The organism is Denitromonas iodatirespirans, assembly GCF_018524365.1.
Classification (GTDB): Bacteria; Pseudomonadota; Gammaproteobacteria; order Burkholderiales; family Rhodocyclaceae; genus Nitrogeniibacter; species Nitrogeniibacter iodatirespirans.
This window is the reverse complement of the sequence record NZ_JAEKFT010000048.1, coordinates 1-19,907: the sequence shown is the minus strand read 5'-3', so window position 1 is coordinate 19,907 and position 19,907 is coordinate 1. Positions and strand designations below refer to the sequence as shown.

Genomic DNA, 19,907 nt, shown 5'->3' with positions numbered 1-19,907 from the left:
GCGGCTCGATCAGCGCTTCGAGCGCCGCCCACGGTGTCACCGCTTCGATCTGGGCAAGGAACCGGTCGCGGCGCGTCATCTTCTTCTTGGCCGCGTACTCAAGGTCGGAGAAGCTCGATTGCATCGGGATCGTCACCGTCGTGAAGGAACTATGCGTATTGTCTCAAACAGAGCCGCCCGTGGGGCGATATGCAAACGAAATAATCAGCGTTTCCTCAACAGAAGCGATGAGCATTCCAACGCACTGATCACCAACTTCACGCATGACAGGACCGCCAGAAGCGCCTTTGTGAATTACGTGATTGTCATGTGTTTTAAAAAAACTGCCTGTTTTGGAGGGATCAAATCACTTGTTTGAAGATTCTGTAGTTGCACTCGTTGATTCGTGCCTCTCGTTGTCTCCGGTGGCAGCAGTTCGATCGAGGTAGGGTCGAAATTCGATGAGAGATAGTTAGTGGAGTAGCCGGATACATAGATGGAGGTCCCTTCCTCGATGAAACCTTGATCGCATAAGGTGTAAAGTTGAATTCCAGTTACCTTGCGGCTGCCGATTTGATCCGAAATGTCAAACACAGCGACGTCATAAGTGTTGGATTGGTCGTCCATTGGGTGGTAATGGGGAGATTCTAGCCGAAAAATATCATCGCGATCCTCTGGATGAATTCGCCTTTTGCAGTAGATTGTTGCGAAAGCCCGTTGATTGTTTAACTGTTCAATAACATGTCGGCAGGTTACAAGGAAGCTGAAATTATCTGAGTGCACGACAAATCCCGATCCCTTTGTTTCTGGATTTCCTTCAGAGGTGAAATGTCCAATTAAAACGATCATTTTTTGAAATCAAAAGAGGGTTCCGGGGGCAAGGCTCGAAATTCAACACTAGAGGCTATCGGATCGCTTCGCGTCAAAAAGGCACATAACCGTCACAAGTCAATCATTCGCGTCATGCCCCTCATCATGACGAAAAAGTATATGCCTAGGAAGTCGGCGTTGCACTTACCTTATGTGGAATACCGACCCGCCCTCTGCCGCGCCAACCGGAGGATGCGTCGGGCGGAAAAAGGGGCTTCGCTGTTTGAGCCCGCAGGGCGAGTTTGCGAAGCACCCCGCCCGGCGTGTCCGGAGGGCGGGGACCCCGAAGGGGCGCGAAAGTGGGCCGTGCTTCTTTGCCTAGCTTTCTTGCACGAGCAAGAAAGTAGGTCGCCCGCCGGGGCGAGACCCGGCCAACGTCCCGTCGCACCGCGACAACCGGTTGAGTCTCACCGTAGCGTTGGCAGAAGGCTCAGGCACGGCGCCCGCGCCGCCGCTTTAGTTCAACGCAATATTCAAAGACACATGGGCCCGCGGCCGCTTGTCATGCAACTCCGCCGGATTCCCCCGCAACGGCTGCCCAATGACGATGCGCCCGGTGACGCGTTCGGAGAAGTCGAACAGCAACCCAAAACCAACACTGGTGAGATAGTCGTCATGCGTGCTCTCCTTGAGATTGCCCGGCCGGTAGGGCAACGCGCCGCCATGGTCGATGAAGACGATGCCGGTGAGGTTGGGGGCATCGGGGTCGGCCAGCTGGTATTCCTCGAGCGTGCGGCCGATGCGTAGTTCGGCGGAGACGAAGTAGCCGTTGCGGCCCGAGAGCAGGCCTTCGGAGAAGCCGCGCACGGTGTAGGCGCCGCCGATCTGGAAGAGTTCGCTGGCGGGCAGGAAGCGCGTGTCGGAGAACTGCAGCCCGCCGCGGGTGAGCAGTTGCAGGCGTTCGCTGAGGCGGTCGAAGCGCGTGGCGCTGCCGCGGTAGTAGAGAAAGCCCTGGTCACCGCCGAGCGCGGAGATGCCCGAGGCGATGGACTGGTCGACATACCAGGCGCTGTCGTCGCTCTGGTGTTCGCCCGACACGCCCAGCGTGAGCACGCGCAGGTTGAGCTTTTCCTGCTCGAAGCCGCCGAAGGCGCTGGACGATTCGCGCGCCGAGAGGCGGCCATACACCGACCACATGTCGGTCAGCGAGACGAGTAGCGGATAGGTGAGCCCGGCGGTGAAGTCGCTGGAGCTGCCGGTGATGTCGAGCGGTTCGAAGGGGCCGTCGACGATCGTGATGTTGCCCTTGCTGGCCGACAGGTCGAGGCGCAGGTCGTGCCAGTCGAGCGGCACTGCGTAGGAGAGCGCGTAGTTTTCGGAGCCTTCGGTGCGGGTAGCGACGAACTGCAGGGTGTCGGCGCGGCCCATCAGGTTGGCGAAGCGGGCGTTGAGGCCGCCGCGGGTTTCGCCCACGGTGTCGCGCCCGGCGTTGTCGAAGAACACCGAGAACTTGGTGCGCGGCGGCTCGACGGCGGTGATCTCGACATCGGTGGTGCCAAACTGGCTGCCGGCCACGACGCCGGCGCGCAGCTGGGTGGCGTGCAGGCGGTTGAAGCGCACCAGGGCCGATTCGAGGGCCGGCACCGAGAGCAGCTCGCCGGCTTCGAGGGTGACGCGGTCGGCGACGAAGGCGGGGTCGAGCGCTTCGGTGCCGAGCACGCGCACTTCGCCCACGCGGGCCTCGACCAGGCGGATGCGCACCAGGCCGTCCTTGATGGTTTGCGGCGGCAGGATGGCGCGGGCGGTGCTCTGGCCGGCCTCGGCATACAGCGCGTTGATGGCGTCGATGGCCTGCTGGAGGTCGGCGAGGCTCACGGTCTGCCCTTCGAGCGGGCTGATGATGGCGTCGATCTTGGCCTGCGGCAGGATGTCGGAGCGGTCGATGAGGATCTGCGAGATCTGGATCGTCTTGGCCGTGCTGGCCGGTGCGGCGGGGCCGCCCTGCGGCACCGAGATCTCCGGTGCCACCGGCCGCTCCTGGAGGCGCTGTTCACGCTGCTGGCGTTCGAGTTGCTGTTGTTGCTGTTGCTGGATGGCGCCGGGCGATTCGCTCGTCCCTTGCGCCATGACCAGCGAGGTGGCGATGCTCAGCGCCAGCCCCGCGGTGCCCCGCGTGAAGTGTCCCCGCATGCTCTTCCCCCTTCCTTAGTTGTCCTCGGTGCAGGCGTTCGGCTCGCCCGGCTTGCCGCATTCGAACACGCCCGGATCGACGAACACCAGGCCACCGGCCGCACTGGCGTAGTTTTCGGCGGCGCCGGTGGCGACGCGGTTGCTCTTGTCGTTCTTCGATTGATGGTCCAGCGCATTGAGCTGGCCGCGGCTGCGCAGATCGGCGACGCCGCCCGGATTGCTGAACACCACCTTGCGCGGGTTCTTGGTGATGATGTAGGCGCCGATCAGCGCCGACTCGGGCGTGACCACCATGTCGTACTTACCGCTCAGGGTGAAGGCGCGCACGTCGAAGCCGGGCTGGAAGCGGCGGTCGTGATGATCGACGCGGATCGCGAAGGCCGGTGTGTAGAAGGCGGCGTGGTCGCCCAGCTGGCCGTCGAGGACGGTGAACAGCGGCGTGGTGGCGGTGGTCTGGCTGGTGTGGGCGATCAGCTGGCCGAGCGTCACCGAGCTGCTGCTGGCCAGATCGAGCGTGACGTTGGTGGCGAGCCCACCGCCCACGCCGGTGGCGTTGACCGTGAGCGGCTGGGCCGGCGTAACCGGCCGGGCGACCACGTCCATGGTGTCGGCCTGCAGGTCAAGCTGCGGTGTGCGCACTTCCAGCGGCGCTTCGCTGCCGATGCCCTGCGGCGCGGTGACGAAGGCCGAGGTGGTGGCGACGATGTCGGCGCCGGCGGTGGGGCTGCCGACCACGTTGCCGCTGCCGTCGCTGCCGGCCGAGACGGCCACCGTGTCGCTGGCCAGCTGGCCGCCGGCAAAGCGCACGTCGTCGCCGGCGGCGATGTCGATGCTCACCGGGGCGGTGACCGCGCCGTCGACCACCACATCGGTGGCGCCGATCACGCGCAGCTCGGTGCCGGCATCCACCTGATGCAGGATCAGCGGCAGCAGCGGGCTGCGCAGGAAGGCACCGGTGCCGGCGCTGGCAGTGAGCCAGCCGGTGTTGTCGGTGTCGCTGGCGAGCCGCGGGCCGAGGCCGAGGTCGAGGAAGTTGCCGGCCGTGCCGAGGCTGCCGCCGGCGGTCATCGTCAGGTGCGCGGCGCGGATGTTGGTGTCGTCGGTGTCGAAGGCGTCGAGGATCGAGCCCGGGGCGGTCAGCCAGATGCCGGCGCGCGAGTACAGGGTATCGACCGACAGGTCGTGGCCCAGCTGGGTGATGAAGATGTCGCCGTCGGCGCGGGCGACCAGCGGGTCGCTGTCGCCCAGCTGCACCAGCACTGGTTGCAGCGCACTGCCGATGCCGCCCTTGGCCGATTCGAGGATCAGGCTGCTGGCCATGAACGAGGCCACGCCCGGCCCGGCGCCGTGGGTGATGTCGCCGACCGCCTTGAGGCGGGTCTCGCCGGTGGCGAGGATGGCGGCCACGTTCACCGAGGTTTCGGAGGCGAGGAACACGTCGCCGGCCACGGCGTTGCCGGCCGCGTCGGTGACGGTGAGCAGGCCGTTGCCGCCGACCACCACCGGTTTGCGCTGGGTGACGGTGGCCACGCCGCTGGCGTCGATCGACAGGTCGCCGCGCTCGGCGGCGGCCAGCGCCACCTTGTCGTCGTCCGAGATCAGGCCGGGGTTCTGGGTCAGGTCGATCTGGCGGCTCTGGCCGGTTTCGCCCACGCCCTTGCCGGCGAGCAGGGCGACGTTGATGCCGGTCACGTTCGGTGCCTTGATGATCGGGTTGGTGTCGGTCACTTCCTTGAGCAGGCCCGGCGACAGGGCGATGCCCAGCTCGTGCTCGCTCCAGGACGACCCCTTGAGGTGGGCGTCGCGCTCGGCCTGCGTGGCGGCGTAGGCGAAGCCGTCCTGGTAGCCGGCCGGCACCAGGCCTTCATAGGCCGGGGTGACATAGAGCTTTTGGTGCAGCGCCTGGTACTCGGCCGTCTTGCTGGCGGTGTAGTTGAGCACGAAGGCGTCGATCTGGCCCTGCGTTTTGCCCTGGCGCGCCAGGTCGTCGCGCATGGCCTGTTCCTGCGCGGCAGACAGCGTCACCTGGTGGTTGGGGTCGAAGGCGCTGGGGTCGGCCTGCTGGTTGCGGATCTGCCAGTAGCTGCGGTAGTCCTGGCTGGCGCCGGCCTCGAAGGCGGCGATGGCGGCCTGCTGCTTCTCGGCGTTACGGGTGGTGTTTTCGAGCAGGGCGAGGTCTTCCCACAGCGTCAGCAGCTGGTTGTAGGTGCGCTCGTCGCGGGTCTCGAAGGGGTTGTTATCGATGATGCGGCCCGGCGTGCGCAGCTGCACGTCGCCGGTGGCCGAGGCGATCTGCGAGACCAGCAGGTCGCCTTCGGGGTTGCCGATCCAGCCCAGGCTGTCGAGGAAGATGTCGCCGCGCGCGGCGGCACTCACGCCGTAGCCGCCGCGCTGGGTGAGCATGTCGGTATAGCCGGCCTTGAGCTGCACCGGTGCGGCGGCGCTGCCGATGGCGCCGTTGTCGGAGACCAGCGTGATGCGGTTGCCCGACACGCTCGACAGCGGGCCGGCCATGACAAGGTTGCCGTCGGCAGCCAGCAGCACCCGGCCGAGCCCGGCGTTGGCGTCGCCGCCGGCGCTGACCAGGCCGATGGTGAGGTCGCCGTTGGCCTGGCGCAGCGCCAGGTTGCCTTCGGCCACGGCGGCGTTGAGGGTGGCGCCGTTGAGGTCGATGTCGAGCGGGGTGTCGGCCAGGCCGATGTTGCGCGAGGCGGCGAGGTTGAGCGAGCGGCCGGTGATCAGGCCGTTGTCGCCCTGTACGATCGACTGCCCGGCCTTGACCAGGCCCGGATTGACGCCGGCGGTCACGCTGGTGTCGCCGAAGCGATTGTTGATCAGGCCGTTGATCACCACGTCGCTCTTCGAGTTGATCGCCACCAGGCCCGTGTCACGGCCGGAGAATTCGACCGCGATCGGGTAGTCGGCCTTGAGCGAGAAGGTGTTGATGGTGGTGGTGCCGGTGGTCTGGGTCCACTTGGAGTGGTAGTCCTGGGCGATGCAGATGGTCCACCAGTTGCAGTTGGTCCATTCCTTGGTCTTGGTCCAGTAGTCCGAGGTGGTCTTGGTGCTGCTGGTGGTCTTCAGCGGCGTGCCGGTGAGGCTGGTGTCGCGCACCAGGTAGGTGCCGTCATCGAGCCGGCGGGTGCCGGTGGTGAAGGGGCCGCTCTTCGACTCGACGGTGCCGCTCGGCTGGGTGCGCAGGGCCGAGATGCCGAGGAACTGCGTGCCCGAGAACTGCCAGTAGGTGTTGGTCGACTTGTCGGTGGCGGTGGTCCACACGTAGCGCAGGCCGCTTTGCGGGTTGTAGGCGGTGTTGCGCCCGTCGCTGGCGGCGGCGTCGGCGCCGGTGAAGCGGTAGTTGGGGTTGAACACGCTGCCTTCCCAGCGGCCGGTCTGGTCGAGCGTGACCACGCCATTCTCGCGCGTGAGCACGGTGTGGATGGCGTCGACGCTGCCGTCGGCGGTGCTCACCTGCTGGATGTCGGTGATGTCGATCACGCCCTTGATGCCGCGGCCCGAGCCGTCGGCATCGGTGCCGGTGCTCAGGTTGTTCACCACCACGGCGCGGTCGGTCGGGTTGGTGACGGTGATCTGGCCGAAGCCGTCGAGCACCTTGAGGCGGGCGCCGCCGTTGCTGGTGTTGAGGATCTGGCCGTAGAGCTGGATGTAGCCGCCCTTGACCGCCTCGCCGTCGAGCACGAAACGCCCGCCGGCGACCGACGGGTCGTAGCTGGCGCCGATGTTGCCGTAGTCGGAAATCAGCGGATACAGGCCGCCGAAGGCGCTGGTGCGCTGCGCCCAGCCGGCCGACTGGATGTCGGCGTCGGCATAGCCGGCGCTGGCTTCGATGCGGTTGAGCTCGGCGTTGAACTGCACCGTGCCGCTGGCGGCGTTAAGGGTGGTGTACTTCGGCCCGCCGTGGTTCTTCCAGTTCACCACCAGCTGGTCGAGCGTCGCCTGGCTGAGGCCGAACAGGCTGGCCGGGCCGGTGAGCACCGGCGTGGTGGGCAGGGTGATGGCCCAGGTGTCGATGCCGCTTTGCACCAGGCCGTTGATGTTCAGGTAGCGCGCGCTGATGAACACGCTGCCGTTGGCGACGATGCCCTTGCCCGCCGGCGTGCTGGTCTGGCCGCCCTGCACATTGGCCGCCGGATCGCCCGAGGAGTGGTAGAAGCCATCGACGAAGCTCTGCACGAAGTCGCCGTTGTCGGCGCGCACATCGACCTGCGCAGCGCGGATGTCGCCATCCACGTAGATGCTGCCCGCCTGGCTATACACCCGCACCAGGCCGAGCGGGTTGCTCACGTCGTCCGACAGCTGGATGTCGGGCGAGGGCGCCGGCAGGTTGGCGTTCTTGGCGCTGTTCGGGTCGTAGTTGCTGATGACCTCGATCTCGGGCAGGCCGGCGGCGTTGTGCTTGGTCTCCAGTGTCAGCGACGGCGCCAGGTTGTTGGCGTTGATGCGGCGGATCTCGTTGGTGTCGTTGATCAGGAAGCCGTTCTGGCGCACCTCGCCGCCGCTGTCGCTATCGACGGTGAGCTTGCCCAGCACCAGGAAGTCGGGCGTGTTGTTGACGATGCTGATCTTGGCGTCGCCCGGCGCGCGCAGGGCACCGCTGCCGATCAGGTTGTCGGCGGTCACGTCGATGTTGCCCAGGCGCACGGTGATGTCATCGACATGGATGAAGTCGGCGATCGGGCCGTTGGCCGGCACGTCCGACAGGCCCGGCAGCTGCGCTTCGAGCGACACCAGCGAGCTCTGGGCGTTGCCCAGGTCGGTCTCCAGCGACTGCACCGTGGCCAGATTTCCGGCCACCGCGGTGCTGGCGCTGCCGACCGTGTCTTCGGCGCTGTCGATGCCGCCGGCCAGCGTGCTCACATCGCTGCGCAGGCCGGTGTTGCTGCTTTGCAGGCTGGCGACCGTGGCCACCCGCGTGGCGTCGCTGCCGCCGGCGAAGCGGCTGCGCAGTGTGGTCTGCAGGCCGTCGATGGTGGTGTAGGTGCTGCTGAGCGTGGCGGCCTTCTGGTCGAGCTGGCTGCTCTTGCCAGCGATGCCGTTGAGCAGGCTGTTGGCCACGCCCAGCTCGGTGGTGGCGGTGCTGCGGTCGGCGTCGTTGGCCGCGCGCAGGGCATCGATCTGCGACTGCGCACCGCCGCTGGCCAGCAGGGTGTCGATCTGGCTCTGGCGGCTGGCGATGTTGCCCAGCAGGGTGTCGAGGGTGGTGTTGCTGGCGGCCAGCGCGCTGCGGTCGGTGGCCAGCTGGCCCTGCAGCGTGTTGATGTCGCCGCGCAGCGTGGTGGCCGTGCTCTGCAGGCTGATGAGGCTCAGGTAGTCGGCATCGGCGGCATTGAAGTTGGCCATCTGCGCCAGCGTGCTGCGCACCGTGGTGTTGTTGCCGTTGATGCTGTCGGCCTTGACCACCACCGTGCCGGCGTTGCCGGTGAGCGTGCTCTGCGCGCTCAGCGCGCTGTCGGTGCTGGTGCTGGCGCTGTCGGTGGTGGCGACGATGTCGTTGCCGAGGTTGTCGATGCGCGCCTCGGTCTGGTCGATCTCCTCCTGCTTGACGGCCTTCGGGCTGGGGTTGTTCCAGTTGCCGGTGTTGAAGTTGCTGCCGTTGGGGTCGCCGCTGGCCAGGCCGAGCTCGACCAGCTTGAACTGCAGGAACTTGATCTCCGATTCGTAGGCGCCCACCGCCACCGGGTCGGCCGCGTATTGCTCCATCAGGCTGCGCAGCTTGTCGATGCGCTTCTGGATGGCGGCGGCCAGGCCCACGGCGGGGTCGATGGTGTAGCTCACGCCGTCGGTGGCGGTGGCCTTGAGGCGCCACAGCACCCGGCCGTCGGCGCCTTGCACCGGCGTGGCCACCACGTTGCCATTGGCGTCGACCAGCTCGTATTCGAGGGTCAGCGACTCGAAGCGATGGATGCCGGCCAGCGCCGTGCCGTCGATGCGGGCGGTCGAGGTGCCCCCCACCACGGTCTCGCCGCCGGTGATGTCGAAGGACACATCGTCGCCGCCGAAGGCGTTGCTGATGCCGCTGACGATGCCCGAGGCGGCTTCGCGGTAGATGTCCTTGCCGATGCCGATGTGGTTGGCGTCGATCTTGCCCTTGTCGGCGGCCAGCGCGATGTCGCTGGCGGTCTCGATGCTCGCGGTGCCCAGCAGCTGCACCGAGGCATTGCTGGTGACGCGGGTCTGCGCGTCGGGGTCGGAGTTGATCGGGAAGGCGGTCTTGTTCCACAGGCGCACTTCGCTGTCGGCCTCGATGTCGGTGCGCGTGCCGTCGCTGGCCTGCCCGCCACCCAGATGCACGCCGCCCTGGTCGGCCAGCAGGCGGGCGCCGGTGTTGACGATGGCGTTGTTGTTGCCGGTCCAGATCGAGTAGGCCTCGCCCTGCGGCGCGCCGGCCAGGCCGTAGGTGTCGGACGAGGCGCGGGTGTCGAGATCCACCTCGGCGCGGGTGCCGGCGCGGATGTCGCCCAGATCGCTGGTGACCTTCGCATTGGCGCCGAACTCGGCGGTGGCATTGCCGGTGGCGGTGAAATGGGTCTCGGTCAGCGCGATGGCCACCAGGCCGCCGGAATCGAGCTTGGACTTGTCATGGCCGATCACCTGGTTGAAGGCGTCGAGATGGAAGGTGCCCTCGCCCAGCGCCGGCATCAGCACATGCACCTGGGCACCCTGGCCGATGCGCGCCACGGTGTTGAGCGTGACCGTGCTGTGGCTGCTGCCGGCCGCGGCATTGAGCGCGCCGCCCGAGCCGGACTGGATGTTCCAGGCCACGGTGTCGGCATTGGCGGCCGCGTCGGCGGCCAGCGAGCCCGCGCCCCACCAGAACTTGTGCGCCCGGTTGTTGGCGTCGATGTCCACATGGTGGGCGTTCACGCGCGCATTGTCGGCCACCGTGGCCTCCACCGTGCTGTTCACCGTGTGGCGCGCGCTCGAGCCGCTGGCGCCGACCGCCGAGGCCGACACGCTGTCCACCTTGCCGTTGAACTGCGTGGTGTGGTCGGCCTTGAGGGTGAGGGTGCTGGCGTTGAGGCTGTGCGTGGCGTCGCCGTTGCCCAGGCGGGCGGCGGTGTGGCTGGTGCTGGCGGTACTGACGCTGGCCGCCGAGCCGGAGACGATGCCGCCGCTGCCCGACACCGCCGTGGCGACGTTGTCGTCCTTGCCGGTGGCGGTGACGCTGATGAGGCCGGTCATGCCGCCGAGGCTGGCGACCTGCACACCGTTGCCGAGGCTGGCCAGCGTGTGGGTGTTCGCATTGGCCTCGGCAATGGTGGCGCCGGCCGCCAGGGCGCCGAGCGACACGCCGGTCACGTCGGTGCGCTGGCGGGTGGTGTTGCTGGCCGCCACGGCGACGCTGTTGGCCACGATGAGATCGCCGTTGTCGCCGAGTGCGGCGTCGACCGTGCCGTCGTTGTGGCTCTCGGCATAGGTGGCGTTCACGCCGGCCAGCAGGCCGCCGGCCGCGCCGACCGCGTAGGCGGTGGTGCCGCTGCCGAGCACCGCCTGGGTGGCGGCGATGGCCAAGTCGGCGGCGCGGATGCGGGCCCCGGCGCCGATGCCGGCGTCGATGTCCGGTGCGGCGGCGGCCGTGGCCACCGAGGCGCCGATACCGACCCCGCCGGCCACGTTCACGCCGAGCGCATCGGCGTCGGCCTGGGTGCGGCCGGTGGCCGTCACGCCGACGCTGCCGGTGACGGTGATGCGGCTGGTGTCGCCGATGGTGGCGCTGATCGTCGGCGTGGTCTTGGCGGTGGCCACCGAGCCGCTGGCAGCCAGGCCGATGCCGGCCTTGCCAGCGATGGAATTGGCCTTGGCCGTGGTGCTGGAGTCGGCGCTGACGGCGAGGCTGCCCACGGTGCCGACCGACTGGCCGACCTGCAGGTTGTCGCCGGCGCTGGCGGTGGTGGCGCCGCCCAGGGTGGCGGTGGCCACCGAGGCGCCGACCGCCGCGCCGCCAGCCACGCTCACGCCGACCGCCTCGCTCTCGGCGCGGCGATCGTCGCTGGCCGACACGGTGGCGCCGGTGGCCGACAGGATCTGCACGCCGTCGCCAAGCGCGGCGCGGGTGCTGCTGTTGTCGGTGACGACCGCCACCGCGGCGTCGATGGCCAGTCCGCCGTAGCTGCCGGCAAAGCCGGTGAGGTCGCTCACCGTGTGGGTGTGGGCGCTGACCGACAGCGGCCCGCCGCTGGCGAGCGTGGCCAGCGCGGCCACATCGGCCGCCGTGCCGGCATTGATCGACACCACGCCGACGCCGGCGCCGAGGCCGACACCGCCGACCGAGGCGCCGCCGGCCAGGACCTTGACGTCGATGTCCTGGCGCGCGTCCACATCGATGGCGCCGCCGCTGGTGATGTTGGCGTCGCCAATGGTGGCGGTGGTGCCGGCGGTGTTGGCGCCGGCCAGATCGCCCGAGATGGTGACCCCGGCACGCGCCGCCTGGCTCTGGTTGCCCGCATCGCGGATGCGTGCGTCGTCCGAGCCGGCGAGCAGGCTGTTGATGCTGCCGTCGGTGGCCTGGTCGTCGGCATAGCTGTTCACGTCGCCGAAGTCGCCGCTGTCGGACTTGAGGCGGTCTCGCCCTTCGCTGTCGAGTCCGCTGCCGACCGAATACACCGACACGCCGCCGGCAATCGCGCCGAGGCCGCCGGCCGCGCTGACGGTGATCGAGTCGATGTCGGCGCTGGTGAGCGCGTTCACATCCACATCGCGCGCGGCCGAGACCTGCGCGCTGTCGTCGATCAGGGCGGTGGTGTCGTTCTTCACCGTGCCCACGTCCACGCCGCCGGCCGCGCCGACCGCGCCGAGCGCGAGCGAGCCGGTGTAGGCGTCGACCTTGGCGTGGTTCTTGGCGCTGAGGTTCACATCCTGCGTGCCGCTGGCGCCGGTCACGCCCTGGTTGATCAGCGCGCCGCTGCCGATGACGGCGGTGGTGTCCGAATCGAGGCTGGTGACAGTCACCGCGCCGGACACGCCGGCATAGAAGCCGCCCGCGCCGCTGGCGGCGACCGAGAACAGGTCTTCGGAGGAATTGGCCTCGACCATCAGGCCGGTGATGGCGTCGCGGTCGGTGAGGTCGTTGCCCGACAGCGCCTGCATCATGCCGGTGCCGTTGCCGCGCGCATTGACCGTGGCGCCGGCGCCGACGCCGGCGGTGGTGTCCTTCTCGATGCGCGTCACGCCGACTGCGCCGCCCACCCCGGCCGCGCCGAAGCCGGCGGCGAGCGTGCCGTCGATGACGTCGGTCTCGGTGTCGTCGGTGGCCACGATGCGCACATTGCCGTCGGCATCGACCACCGAGCCGGTGCCGGTGGTGGCGCTCGTCACATTGGTGATGGACACGACCGAGGTCGAGCCGGCCACGCCGACCGTGCCGCCCACGCCGAGGCCGGCGGCGATGGAGAGGATCTCTTCCTTGCCGTGGGCTTCGACAGACACGTCCTTGCGCGCGCGCAGGTCGGCCGAATCGCCCACGCGGGCTTCAGTGGTGTGCTTGGCGACCAGCACGTCCGCGCCGGCGCCGATGCCCACCGCGCCCGCGCCCGAGGCGGAGCCGGCGATGCCCATCTGGTAGTGGTCGTTGCCCGCCGCGACGAGCACCGACTGGCCGGCCGCGGCGCCGGTGTTCTGGTTGATCTGCGCGTTGTTGCCGATTTCGGCGGTGGTGTGGGTGGTGATGACGTTCACATCGCCGGCCAGCGTGATCGCCGCCGAGCCGGCGGCGGCGCCGGTGGCCGAGATGGTTTCGATGTCGTCTTTGTTGGTGGCGGTCACGGCCAGGCCGGTGAAGCCGGCGGTGGTGCCGCGGCTGGCCACGCGCTGGCCGGTGAGGGCCTGGCTGTCGCTGCCGTCGGGGTTGGACGCGGCCGGGGCGCTGATCTCGCCCTCGTCGCTGCCGTTGGCGGTGTAGCCGGTGGCGAAGCTGCCGTCGGCCACCGTCACGCCGGCGGCCTGGCCGAGCGCATCGACCGTGGCGCCGTCGCCCACGCGGGCGGTGACGGTCTTGTCGATGACCGCCACGGCGGCCGAGGCGCCCACGCCGGCCGAGCCGCCGAAGGCGCCGTTGCCGGCGATCATGTCGATTTCATTGTCGTCGTCGGCCGAGACGATGACGTTGCCGTCGCTGTGCACGGTGGCGGCGTCGGCGATGTCGCCGACGGTGTCGATATCCACCACATACACCGAGGCCGAGCCGGCGATGCCGGCCGAGCCGCCGGCCGACAGCGAGGCGGCCACCGAGGTAATGTCTTCGGTGCTGCGGGCCTCGACGGTGACGGTGTCGTTGGCCTTGACGTTGCCGGCGATGCTGGCGGTGGTGGTCTTGCCGATCAGGCCGACTTCGGCCCCCGCGCCCACGCCGCCGCTGCCGCCGAAGGCGACCGCGCCGGCCACGCCGAGCAGGGTGGTTTCGTCGCTGGCGCGCACCGTCACGTCCTGCGTGGCGGCGCCGTCGTCGAGCGGGTTCACGGTGGCGCCGCTGCCGATGGCGGCAGTGGTGGTTTCGGTCAGGTCGGTGACCGTGGCCGAGCCGGCCACGCCGGCACTGCCGCCGCCCGAACCGCCGGCGGCGATGGTTTCGATGTCTTCATGCGAGGTGGCGGTGACCGCCACGCCGCGCGTCGATTCGGTGAGCCGGTTGCCGGCGCTGTCCTTGGCGCCGGTGGGCAGGTCGAGGGCGGCGCGCTTGCCGCGGCCGGTGGCGCTGCCGTCGAGGCGGGCCTCGACCGTGTTGTCGGTGATCAGCACCGAGGCCGAGGCGCCGATGCCCACTTTGCCGCCGCCCGAGACATTGCCGGCCAGGCTGAAGAGCTCGACATCGTCCGAGGCGCCGACATGCACGTTGCCGTCGGCGATCGCCGTCGAACCGGCCTCGATGCCGGCCTTGACGGTGTTCCTGGCCTGCACCACCGAGCCCGCGCCGGCCACGCCGGCCTTGCTGGCGACCCCGCCGGCCGCGGCGATGCCTTCGATACGGGTGGTGGAATCGGCCTTGACGGTGATGTCGCCGGCCGTGGATTCGGCGTTGGCGTTGTGCTTGAGGCGGGCGTCGATGAGGTTGTCGACGTCGTTCCAGGCGAAGGCCACGCCCACCCCGGCGGTCTGGGTGCTCGCGCCGAGCGCGCCGGCCAGGCCGTAGATGCGCGAGCTGTCGGTGGACTGCAGCGCGATGCCGGCGGCGCTGTCGACACCGTCGCCGCCGCGGGTGCCGGCGATCCAGCTCTGGGTGCGGTTGTCGATGGTGTTGATGGTCACCGCGGCCGCGGCGGCCATGGTGCCCTTGCTGGCGCCGATGGCGGCTGAGATGGTGTCGATGCTGTTGTCGGTGGTGGCGGCCACCGTGACCAGGCCGGTGGCGTCCACGTCGCTGTCGGCGATCCAGCTTTCGGTGTCGTTATCGAGCTGGTTCCAGCTGAACGAGAGGCCAATGCCGGCCTTGCCGCCGAAAGCGATGGCGCCGGCGATGGCGCGGATGGTGGAGTCGTCCAGCGCGGTCAGGCCGACGGTGGAGACGCCGGTGAGCAGCACATGGTTGAGATAGCTCTTGGTGAGGTTGTCGATGGCGTTGATCGACACCGAGCCGGCCACGCCGACCTTGCCCTTGGTGCCGGCCACCGAGGCGGAGAGCGTTTCGATGGTGCCGGTGGTGTGGGCGTCGGCGCTGAGCGGGCCGGTGAGCGCCAGCGTGGCGTCGTCCACATAGGCGGCGGTGGTCCCGGCCAGTGAGTTCTGCGCGTAGGAGCCGGCCAGGCCGTTGCCGCTTTGCTGGGTCGAGATGGTGACCGCGCCCGAGAGCGCCGAGAGCGCGAGCTTATTGGTGGCGTCGAGGTCGGCGGCCGTGGCCTGGGTGATATTGGCGCCGTCGGCGAGGTAGGCGTTGGTGTCGGCGGTAATGTCGTTGATCGACACGTCGGCCGACACCGCCACGCCGAATTTGCCCTTGCCGGCCTTGCTGGCGGTGCCGCTGCCGCTGCCGTCCTGGGTGTCGCTGGCGCCGGCCGGCATGTCGGTTTGTGCCTTGCTGTCGGTGGCGAGCGCGCCGGCCACCGAGTAGGCGCCCTGCGAGATGTCGGACAGCGCCACCAGATTCACCTGGCCGGTGGTGCTGATGTGGCCCAGCGCCGGCACGAGGTCGAGGCCGAGCGGGTCGAAGTTGCCGATGTAGGCGGCCACGTCGGAGGTGATGGTATTGACCGACACCGAGAAGCCGATACCGACCTGGCCCTTGGTGGCGACCACGCCGCCGGCCACGGAGATGTTTTCGAGGTCGCCCGAGGCATCGACGGTGATGTCGTCGCCGGCCTCGACCACCGCGTCGTCGTCGATGGCGGCCAGCGAGGTGTTGCTGAGCGTATTGACCGACACCGCGCCCTCGACGCCGACCGCGTCGGAACTGCCGCCGGCCTCGGCGACGGTGACCACGCGCTGCAGGTTCTCGGCCTTCACGTCGACCGTGTTGGCGCTGTTGACCGTGGCATTGCCGCGGATGGTGGCGCTGGCGTCGGTGTCGATGCTGATCAGCCCGACCGAGCCGCCGATGGCCGCCTTGCCGCCGCTGGTGCCGAGGAACTTGGTAGACAGGATGCCGACCGCGCCGGTGAGGCTCACGTCGTTTTTCGCGCTGACCTTGACCGACTGGCTGGCCAGGCCGGGGATCGCCCGATAGCGGGTGTTGAGCTGCGCGCCTTCGTCCACATAGGCGGTGGCGGTGTTGCCCAGATCGAAGAGGTTGACGCCCACCGCCAGGCCGATGCCGCTCTTGCCCTTGGCGGAGTTGATCGAATAGGTGCTGAGGAACATGTCCAGCACGCCGCCCTGCAGGAAGTTCAGGATCTCCTCCGGATCTTCCCAGTCGATCTGCCACGGGTAGGGCACATGGGTTTGCGCATCGACCAGCAGCGCGCCCTTGGCGTCGACGGTGGCGCCTGCGCCGATATAGCTGGTGGCGGTATTGACGAAGTTGCCGACCGCCACCGAGCCGCCCACGGCGGAGCCGGTGGAGCTGGTCTTGGCGCTGGCGCTGGAGCCCGGCTGGTCGGTGATCTTCGAGGTGACCGAGATGCCGCCCTGGGCGCGCACGTCGGCCAGCGGGGCGATCGACGCCGTGGCGGTGTTGTTGCCGTTGGTCCAGGCGACCGCGCCGGCGGCGTTGAACTTGCCTTCCTTGATGCCCGGGAAGAGGAAGCTGGTGAGGCGGTCGGCGGTGGTGGGGTTGATCTTGCCGGTGGCGGCGAGGATGCCGCCGACCACGTTGCGCTGGATGCCGGCCTTGAAGTTGGTGATCTTGGCCGAGATCGACGAGGGGTTGCCGAGCGTGGCAGCGTTGGCCGAATTGCTCTCTTCGATGTCGGCGTTGGCGGTCACCGTCACGTCGCCCGACAGCGCCTGCGCCGTGCCGCCGAGCGTGGCGGTGGTTGCCGAGGTGGTCTCGGAGATCGCCAGCGACAGGCCGACGCCGCTGCCGCCGGTGTTCTTGGCGTCGGCGGCGGCGTTGATCCGGGCGTCGGTCTGCGCGTCGACGGCGATCGAGCCGCCGGTGGTGGTGGTGGTGTCGCCCACTTCGGCGAGGGTGGTGATGTGCGTGTTGGCGCGCACGAAGGTGGCGTCGACCGGTTTGTTGATCGAATTGACCACGGCGGTGACGTCGACCTCGGTGTCGGTATGCGCCTGCACCGTCAGCGCGTTGGTGGCGGTGACATTGGCCGTGCCGACCACGCGGGCGCGCGCCTCGGCGGTGGACTCGCCCCAGGCGGCCGAGAACAGGAAGGGGCTGCTGAAGGTCGGCTTGGCGGCGGAATCGGCATTGGCGCCGATGGTCACGGTGTCGGCGCCGACGATGAGGGTGGCGCCATCGACCAGGGTGGTGGCTTTCGCGGTGGACAGCGCCACCAGCGGCACCGAGTTGAAGTCGAAGAAGGTGTCGTCGAGCGCGGTGATCAGCGGTCCGTCGGGGTCGGGCAGCCAGCTTTGGTCGAGCAGGCGGGTGGCCGTGCCGAGAATCTGGTAGACCAGCGAGGTGGTGGCGGTCGAGGTGATCTCCACCTCGCGGCCGCGGATCTCGCTCTTGATGGCGCCGCTGTCGCCGATGGTGGTGGTGGCGGTGGCGGTCTTCTCGAAGCCCGAGCGCGCGCCGGCATGGCTGCTGATCGTCACCTTGCCGCTGCCGGTGACTTTGCTGCCGAGCACCGTGGTGGTGGCCGTGGCCTTGGTGGTGACGCTGAGGAAGGCGCCGCCGATGCCGTCGATCGGGTCGTCCAGTTCCAGGTCGATCTGGCGCTGGGCATCGGCGAGGCTCAGGGTCGGATCGTTGTCGAGCAGCTCCTGCATCAGCGAGGTGTCGGCCGAGGAGCGGATGGTGATGTCCTTGCCGGTGACCGTCGCTTCGGTCAGCGACACGCTCGCCGACACGTCGCGGTTGGCGCCGATGGCGTCGAGCGTGCGGCCTTCGACCGTCACGTCGCCGCCCGTATGACCGCTGTCGGCGTGGGCCAGCAGGCGGCTGCCGGCTTTGAGCTCGACATGCGAGGCGCGCAGCGTGAGGTCGCCCGAGTCGCCCTGCGAGGCGTCGGTGGCATGATCGCCGCCGGCCGGGTTGGCGATGTCGCGCGTCGAGATGGTGATGTTGTCGCCGACGGTGATCTTGTCGTTGGCGATCAGCGTGAAGTCGGCGCCGTCGGTGTGCTGGTTGGCCGAGACGACTTCGATGGTGTTGGGGTCGATCAACACCGCGCCGCGCTGGCCATTGGTGGCATTGGCCTTGAGCGCGCCGCCTTCGAGCCTGACCGTTTCGGTGGCCGAAAACTCGATATGGCCGCCGTCGCCCGACACCTCGCCGCCGCGCGCCGAGATCTCGCCGCCCGCCGCCAGCGTGGCCGTGTCCTCGGCCCACACGCGGATGGCGCCGCCATCGGAATTCGCGCCATGGCCGTCGGCCGAGACGCGGCCGCCGCTGGCCACGGTGATGTCGCCGCCGGCATCGATGCGCACCCGCCCGGCCGCCTGGCCGGTGGCGCCATCGGCCGACACCGCACCGGCGATGTTGACCGCGTCGGCCGCGACGATGCGTACGGTGTCGCCGTCTTGTAGCAGCTGGGCGCCGGCTTCGAGGCCGTCGATGTTCACCAGCGCGCCGAAACCGGCATGCGCGGCGGCGCCGGCGTCGATGCGTGCACCGCCGTCGACGTTCACATTGGCGGCGGCCAGCTGCACGGCGCGCGCGGCGCGCACCGAGCCTTTCACGGTGATCAGGCCGGATTCGGACAGCGGGATCTCGCCGCGCAGTGCCTGATCCACCGCCGCGTCGTCGATGACTCCGCCCGGGCCGATCAGCCGCTCCATGAAGGCCGGCGTCGGCGTGGCCACGGTGAGGCTGCCGACGTTGATCTGCCCCTGCGCACCCACCACCATGCCGTGCGGGTTGAAGAAGAAAACGTTGCCGCCGATGCGCCCGTCTTTGTAGGCGTTCATCACCCCGTCGATCTGGCTGCGCTCGTTGCGCACCAGGTTGAGCAGGTTGGCCGCCTGCTGCGGCAGGTGCAGATTGACCGTCTGCCCCGCGCCGATATTGAAGCGCGAGAAGGAGTTGAAGGCGTTGTCGCCGCGCACCGTGGCCGTGGTGACATCGGTGACCGCCCCCGCCTGAGTCAGCGTGGTGGCGGTGCGCCCGTCGGTGACGATGCCGGGCTGGGCGACGGCGGCCATCGGCGCGGCCAGCAGCAGCCAGCTTGAAAACGCATTGAGGAAGGCGCAGCGACGCAGCACGCACAGGTATTGGCGACGCAGATAGGCAAGGGCACCGTAGCTCACGGCAGATCTCCAGTTCACAGCGACGCGGGGGCCGGGGAACGGTAGATACAGCCCGCCGCGAGGTCATTGCAGAAGCGGTGCTACGGCGGCGCGAGAGGCGCCCGGCGCAAGATCACCGCTGTCGTCCCGGCCGGTTCTTGGATGCCGGCGTCGGGGGAGGTATTACGCATGTGGTGCTGCGAAGTACTGCGCCGGATCGCGATCGGCGATACGACGCGCTGATTCGGGTGGGTGGGCTCTCGGAGGAATCAAGCAAGAGACATACCGCCTACTGCAAACGATTGTTACAGAAGTAATAGGCGCTGACGGTGACATACGCCACGGTCATTAAGTGTAAAAATTTTCGACATCGTGGGAGAGGCCGACATGGGGGGCATCCCATCGGTCGGAGCGCCGGTACGCTGCAGAGTCGGGTCAATCCGGCCTGCAGCACACGCCTTAAAACTTTTTTTGCCAATGTCATTTATGACTGTAGAATCGCTACCCGTCACGGCTGCAAGGACCGCCCCATGTTCACCTCCGACACCCGCCTGTTCGCGCTCACCTGGCGCGACGCGCCGTTCGATCTGCCGGTCGAAGCGTGGTGGGGGACTGAGGCGCTGTCGGCGGGCTTCGAGCTGGTGGTCGATCTGCTCAGTCCCGACGCCTTCATCGAACTCAAAGCCCTGCTCGGCCAGACGGTGACGCTGCACAGCACACTCTCCGACGGCAGCCGCGCGGGCCGCTCGGCCCTGGTACGCGCCGCGCTCAAGCTCGGCGCCGACGGCGGCTTCTGCCGCTACCGCCTGACTCTGGTGCCCTGGACCTGGCTGCTCTCGCGCGGCCGGCACAACCGCGTCTTCCAGGACAAGACCGTGATCGAGATTGTCGAGACTGTGTTTTCCAGCTACCGCGAACAGGCCGCGTGGCAGTGGAGCGCGGAAGTGACCGGGTTTCTCTCGGACGCGCGCATCCGCAGCTACACAGTCCAATACCATGAGTCCGACTACGCCTTCGTCTCGCGCCTGCTGGCCGAAGAGGGCATCGGCTGGTGCATCGAAGAGGACGAAGCGGCCCCCGCCGGGCACCGCATGCGCCTGTTCGCCGACAGCCTGCGCTGGCCCGAAGACAGGCTC

4 protein-coding genes and 1 pseudogene are annotated in these 19,907 nt (G+C 68.5%); 1 reads left to right on the top strand and 4 read right to left on the bottom strand.

Translation table 11 applies throughout. From position 1 onward, the window contains the following. The 4 genes and pseudogenes from I8J34_RS22870 to I8J34_RS22855 all read right to left on the bottom strand — a co-directional run. Positions 1-124 (bottom strand): annotated as a pseudogene (locus I8J34_RS22870) (IS5/IS1182 family transposase); the annotation flags it as partial. Between the two features lie 170 nt (positions 125-294). Further along, positions 295-828 carry a trypsin-like peptidase domain-containing protein gene (locus I8J34_RS22865; RefSeq protein WP_214363952.1) on the bottom strand — a complete coding sequence of 178 codons (534 nt, stop codon included), beginning with the start codon at positions 826-828 and terminating at the stop codon, positions 295-297. Between the two features lie 477 nt (positions 829-1,305). After that, positions 1,306-2,979, bottom strand: a complete 1,674-nt coding sequence (locus tag I8J34_RS22860) for a ShlB/FhaC/HecB family hemolysin secretion/activation protein (RefSeq protein ID WP_214363951.1) — start codon at positions 2,977-2,979, stop codon at positions 1,306-1,308. A 15-nt stretch (positions 2,980-2,994) separates the two neighbouring features. Further along, positions 2,995-18,792, bottom strand: a complete 15,798-nt coding sequence (locus I8J34_RS22855) for a leukotoxin LktA family filamentous adhesin (RefSeq protein WP_214363950.1) — start codon at positions 18,790-18,792, stop codon at positions 2,995-2,997. 509 nt (positions 18,793-19,301) lie between these two features. Here I8J34_RS22855 and I8J34_RS22850 point away from each other — a divergent pair. Beyond that, the coding region (locus I8J34_RS22850) for a type VI secretion system Vgr family protein (RefSeq protein ID WP_214363949.1) at positions 19,302-19,907 on the top strand (606 nt) is incomplete at its 3' end.

Excerpts from the sequence above, each read along its gene's own strand:
- I8J34_RS22865 (WP_214363952.1), bottom strand. The coding sequence starts at position 828 with ATGATCGTTTTAATTGGACATTTCACCTCTGAAGGAAATCCAGAAACA.
- I8J34_RS22860 (WP_214363951.1), bottom strand. The coding sequence starts at position 2,979 with ATGCGGGGACACTTCACGCGGGGCACCGCGGGGCTGGCGCTGAGCATC.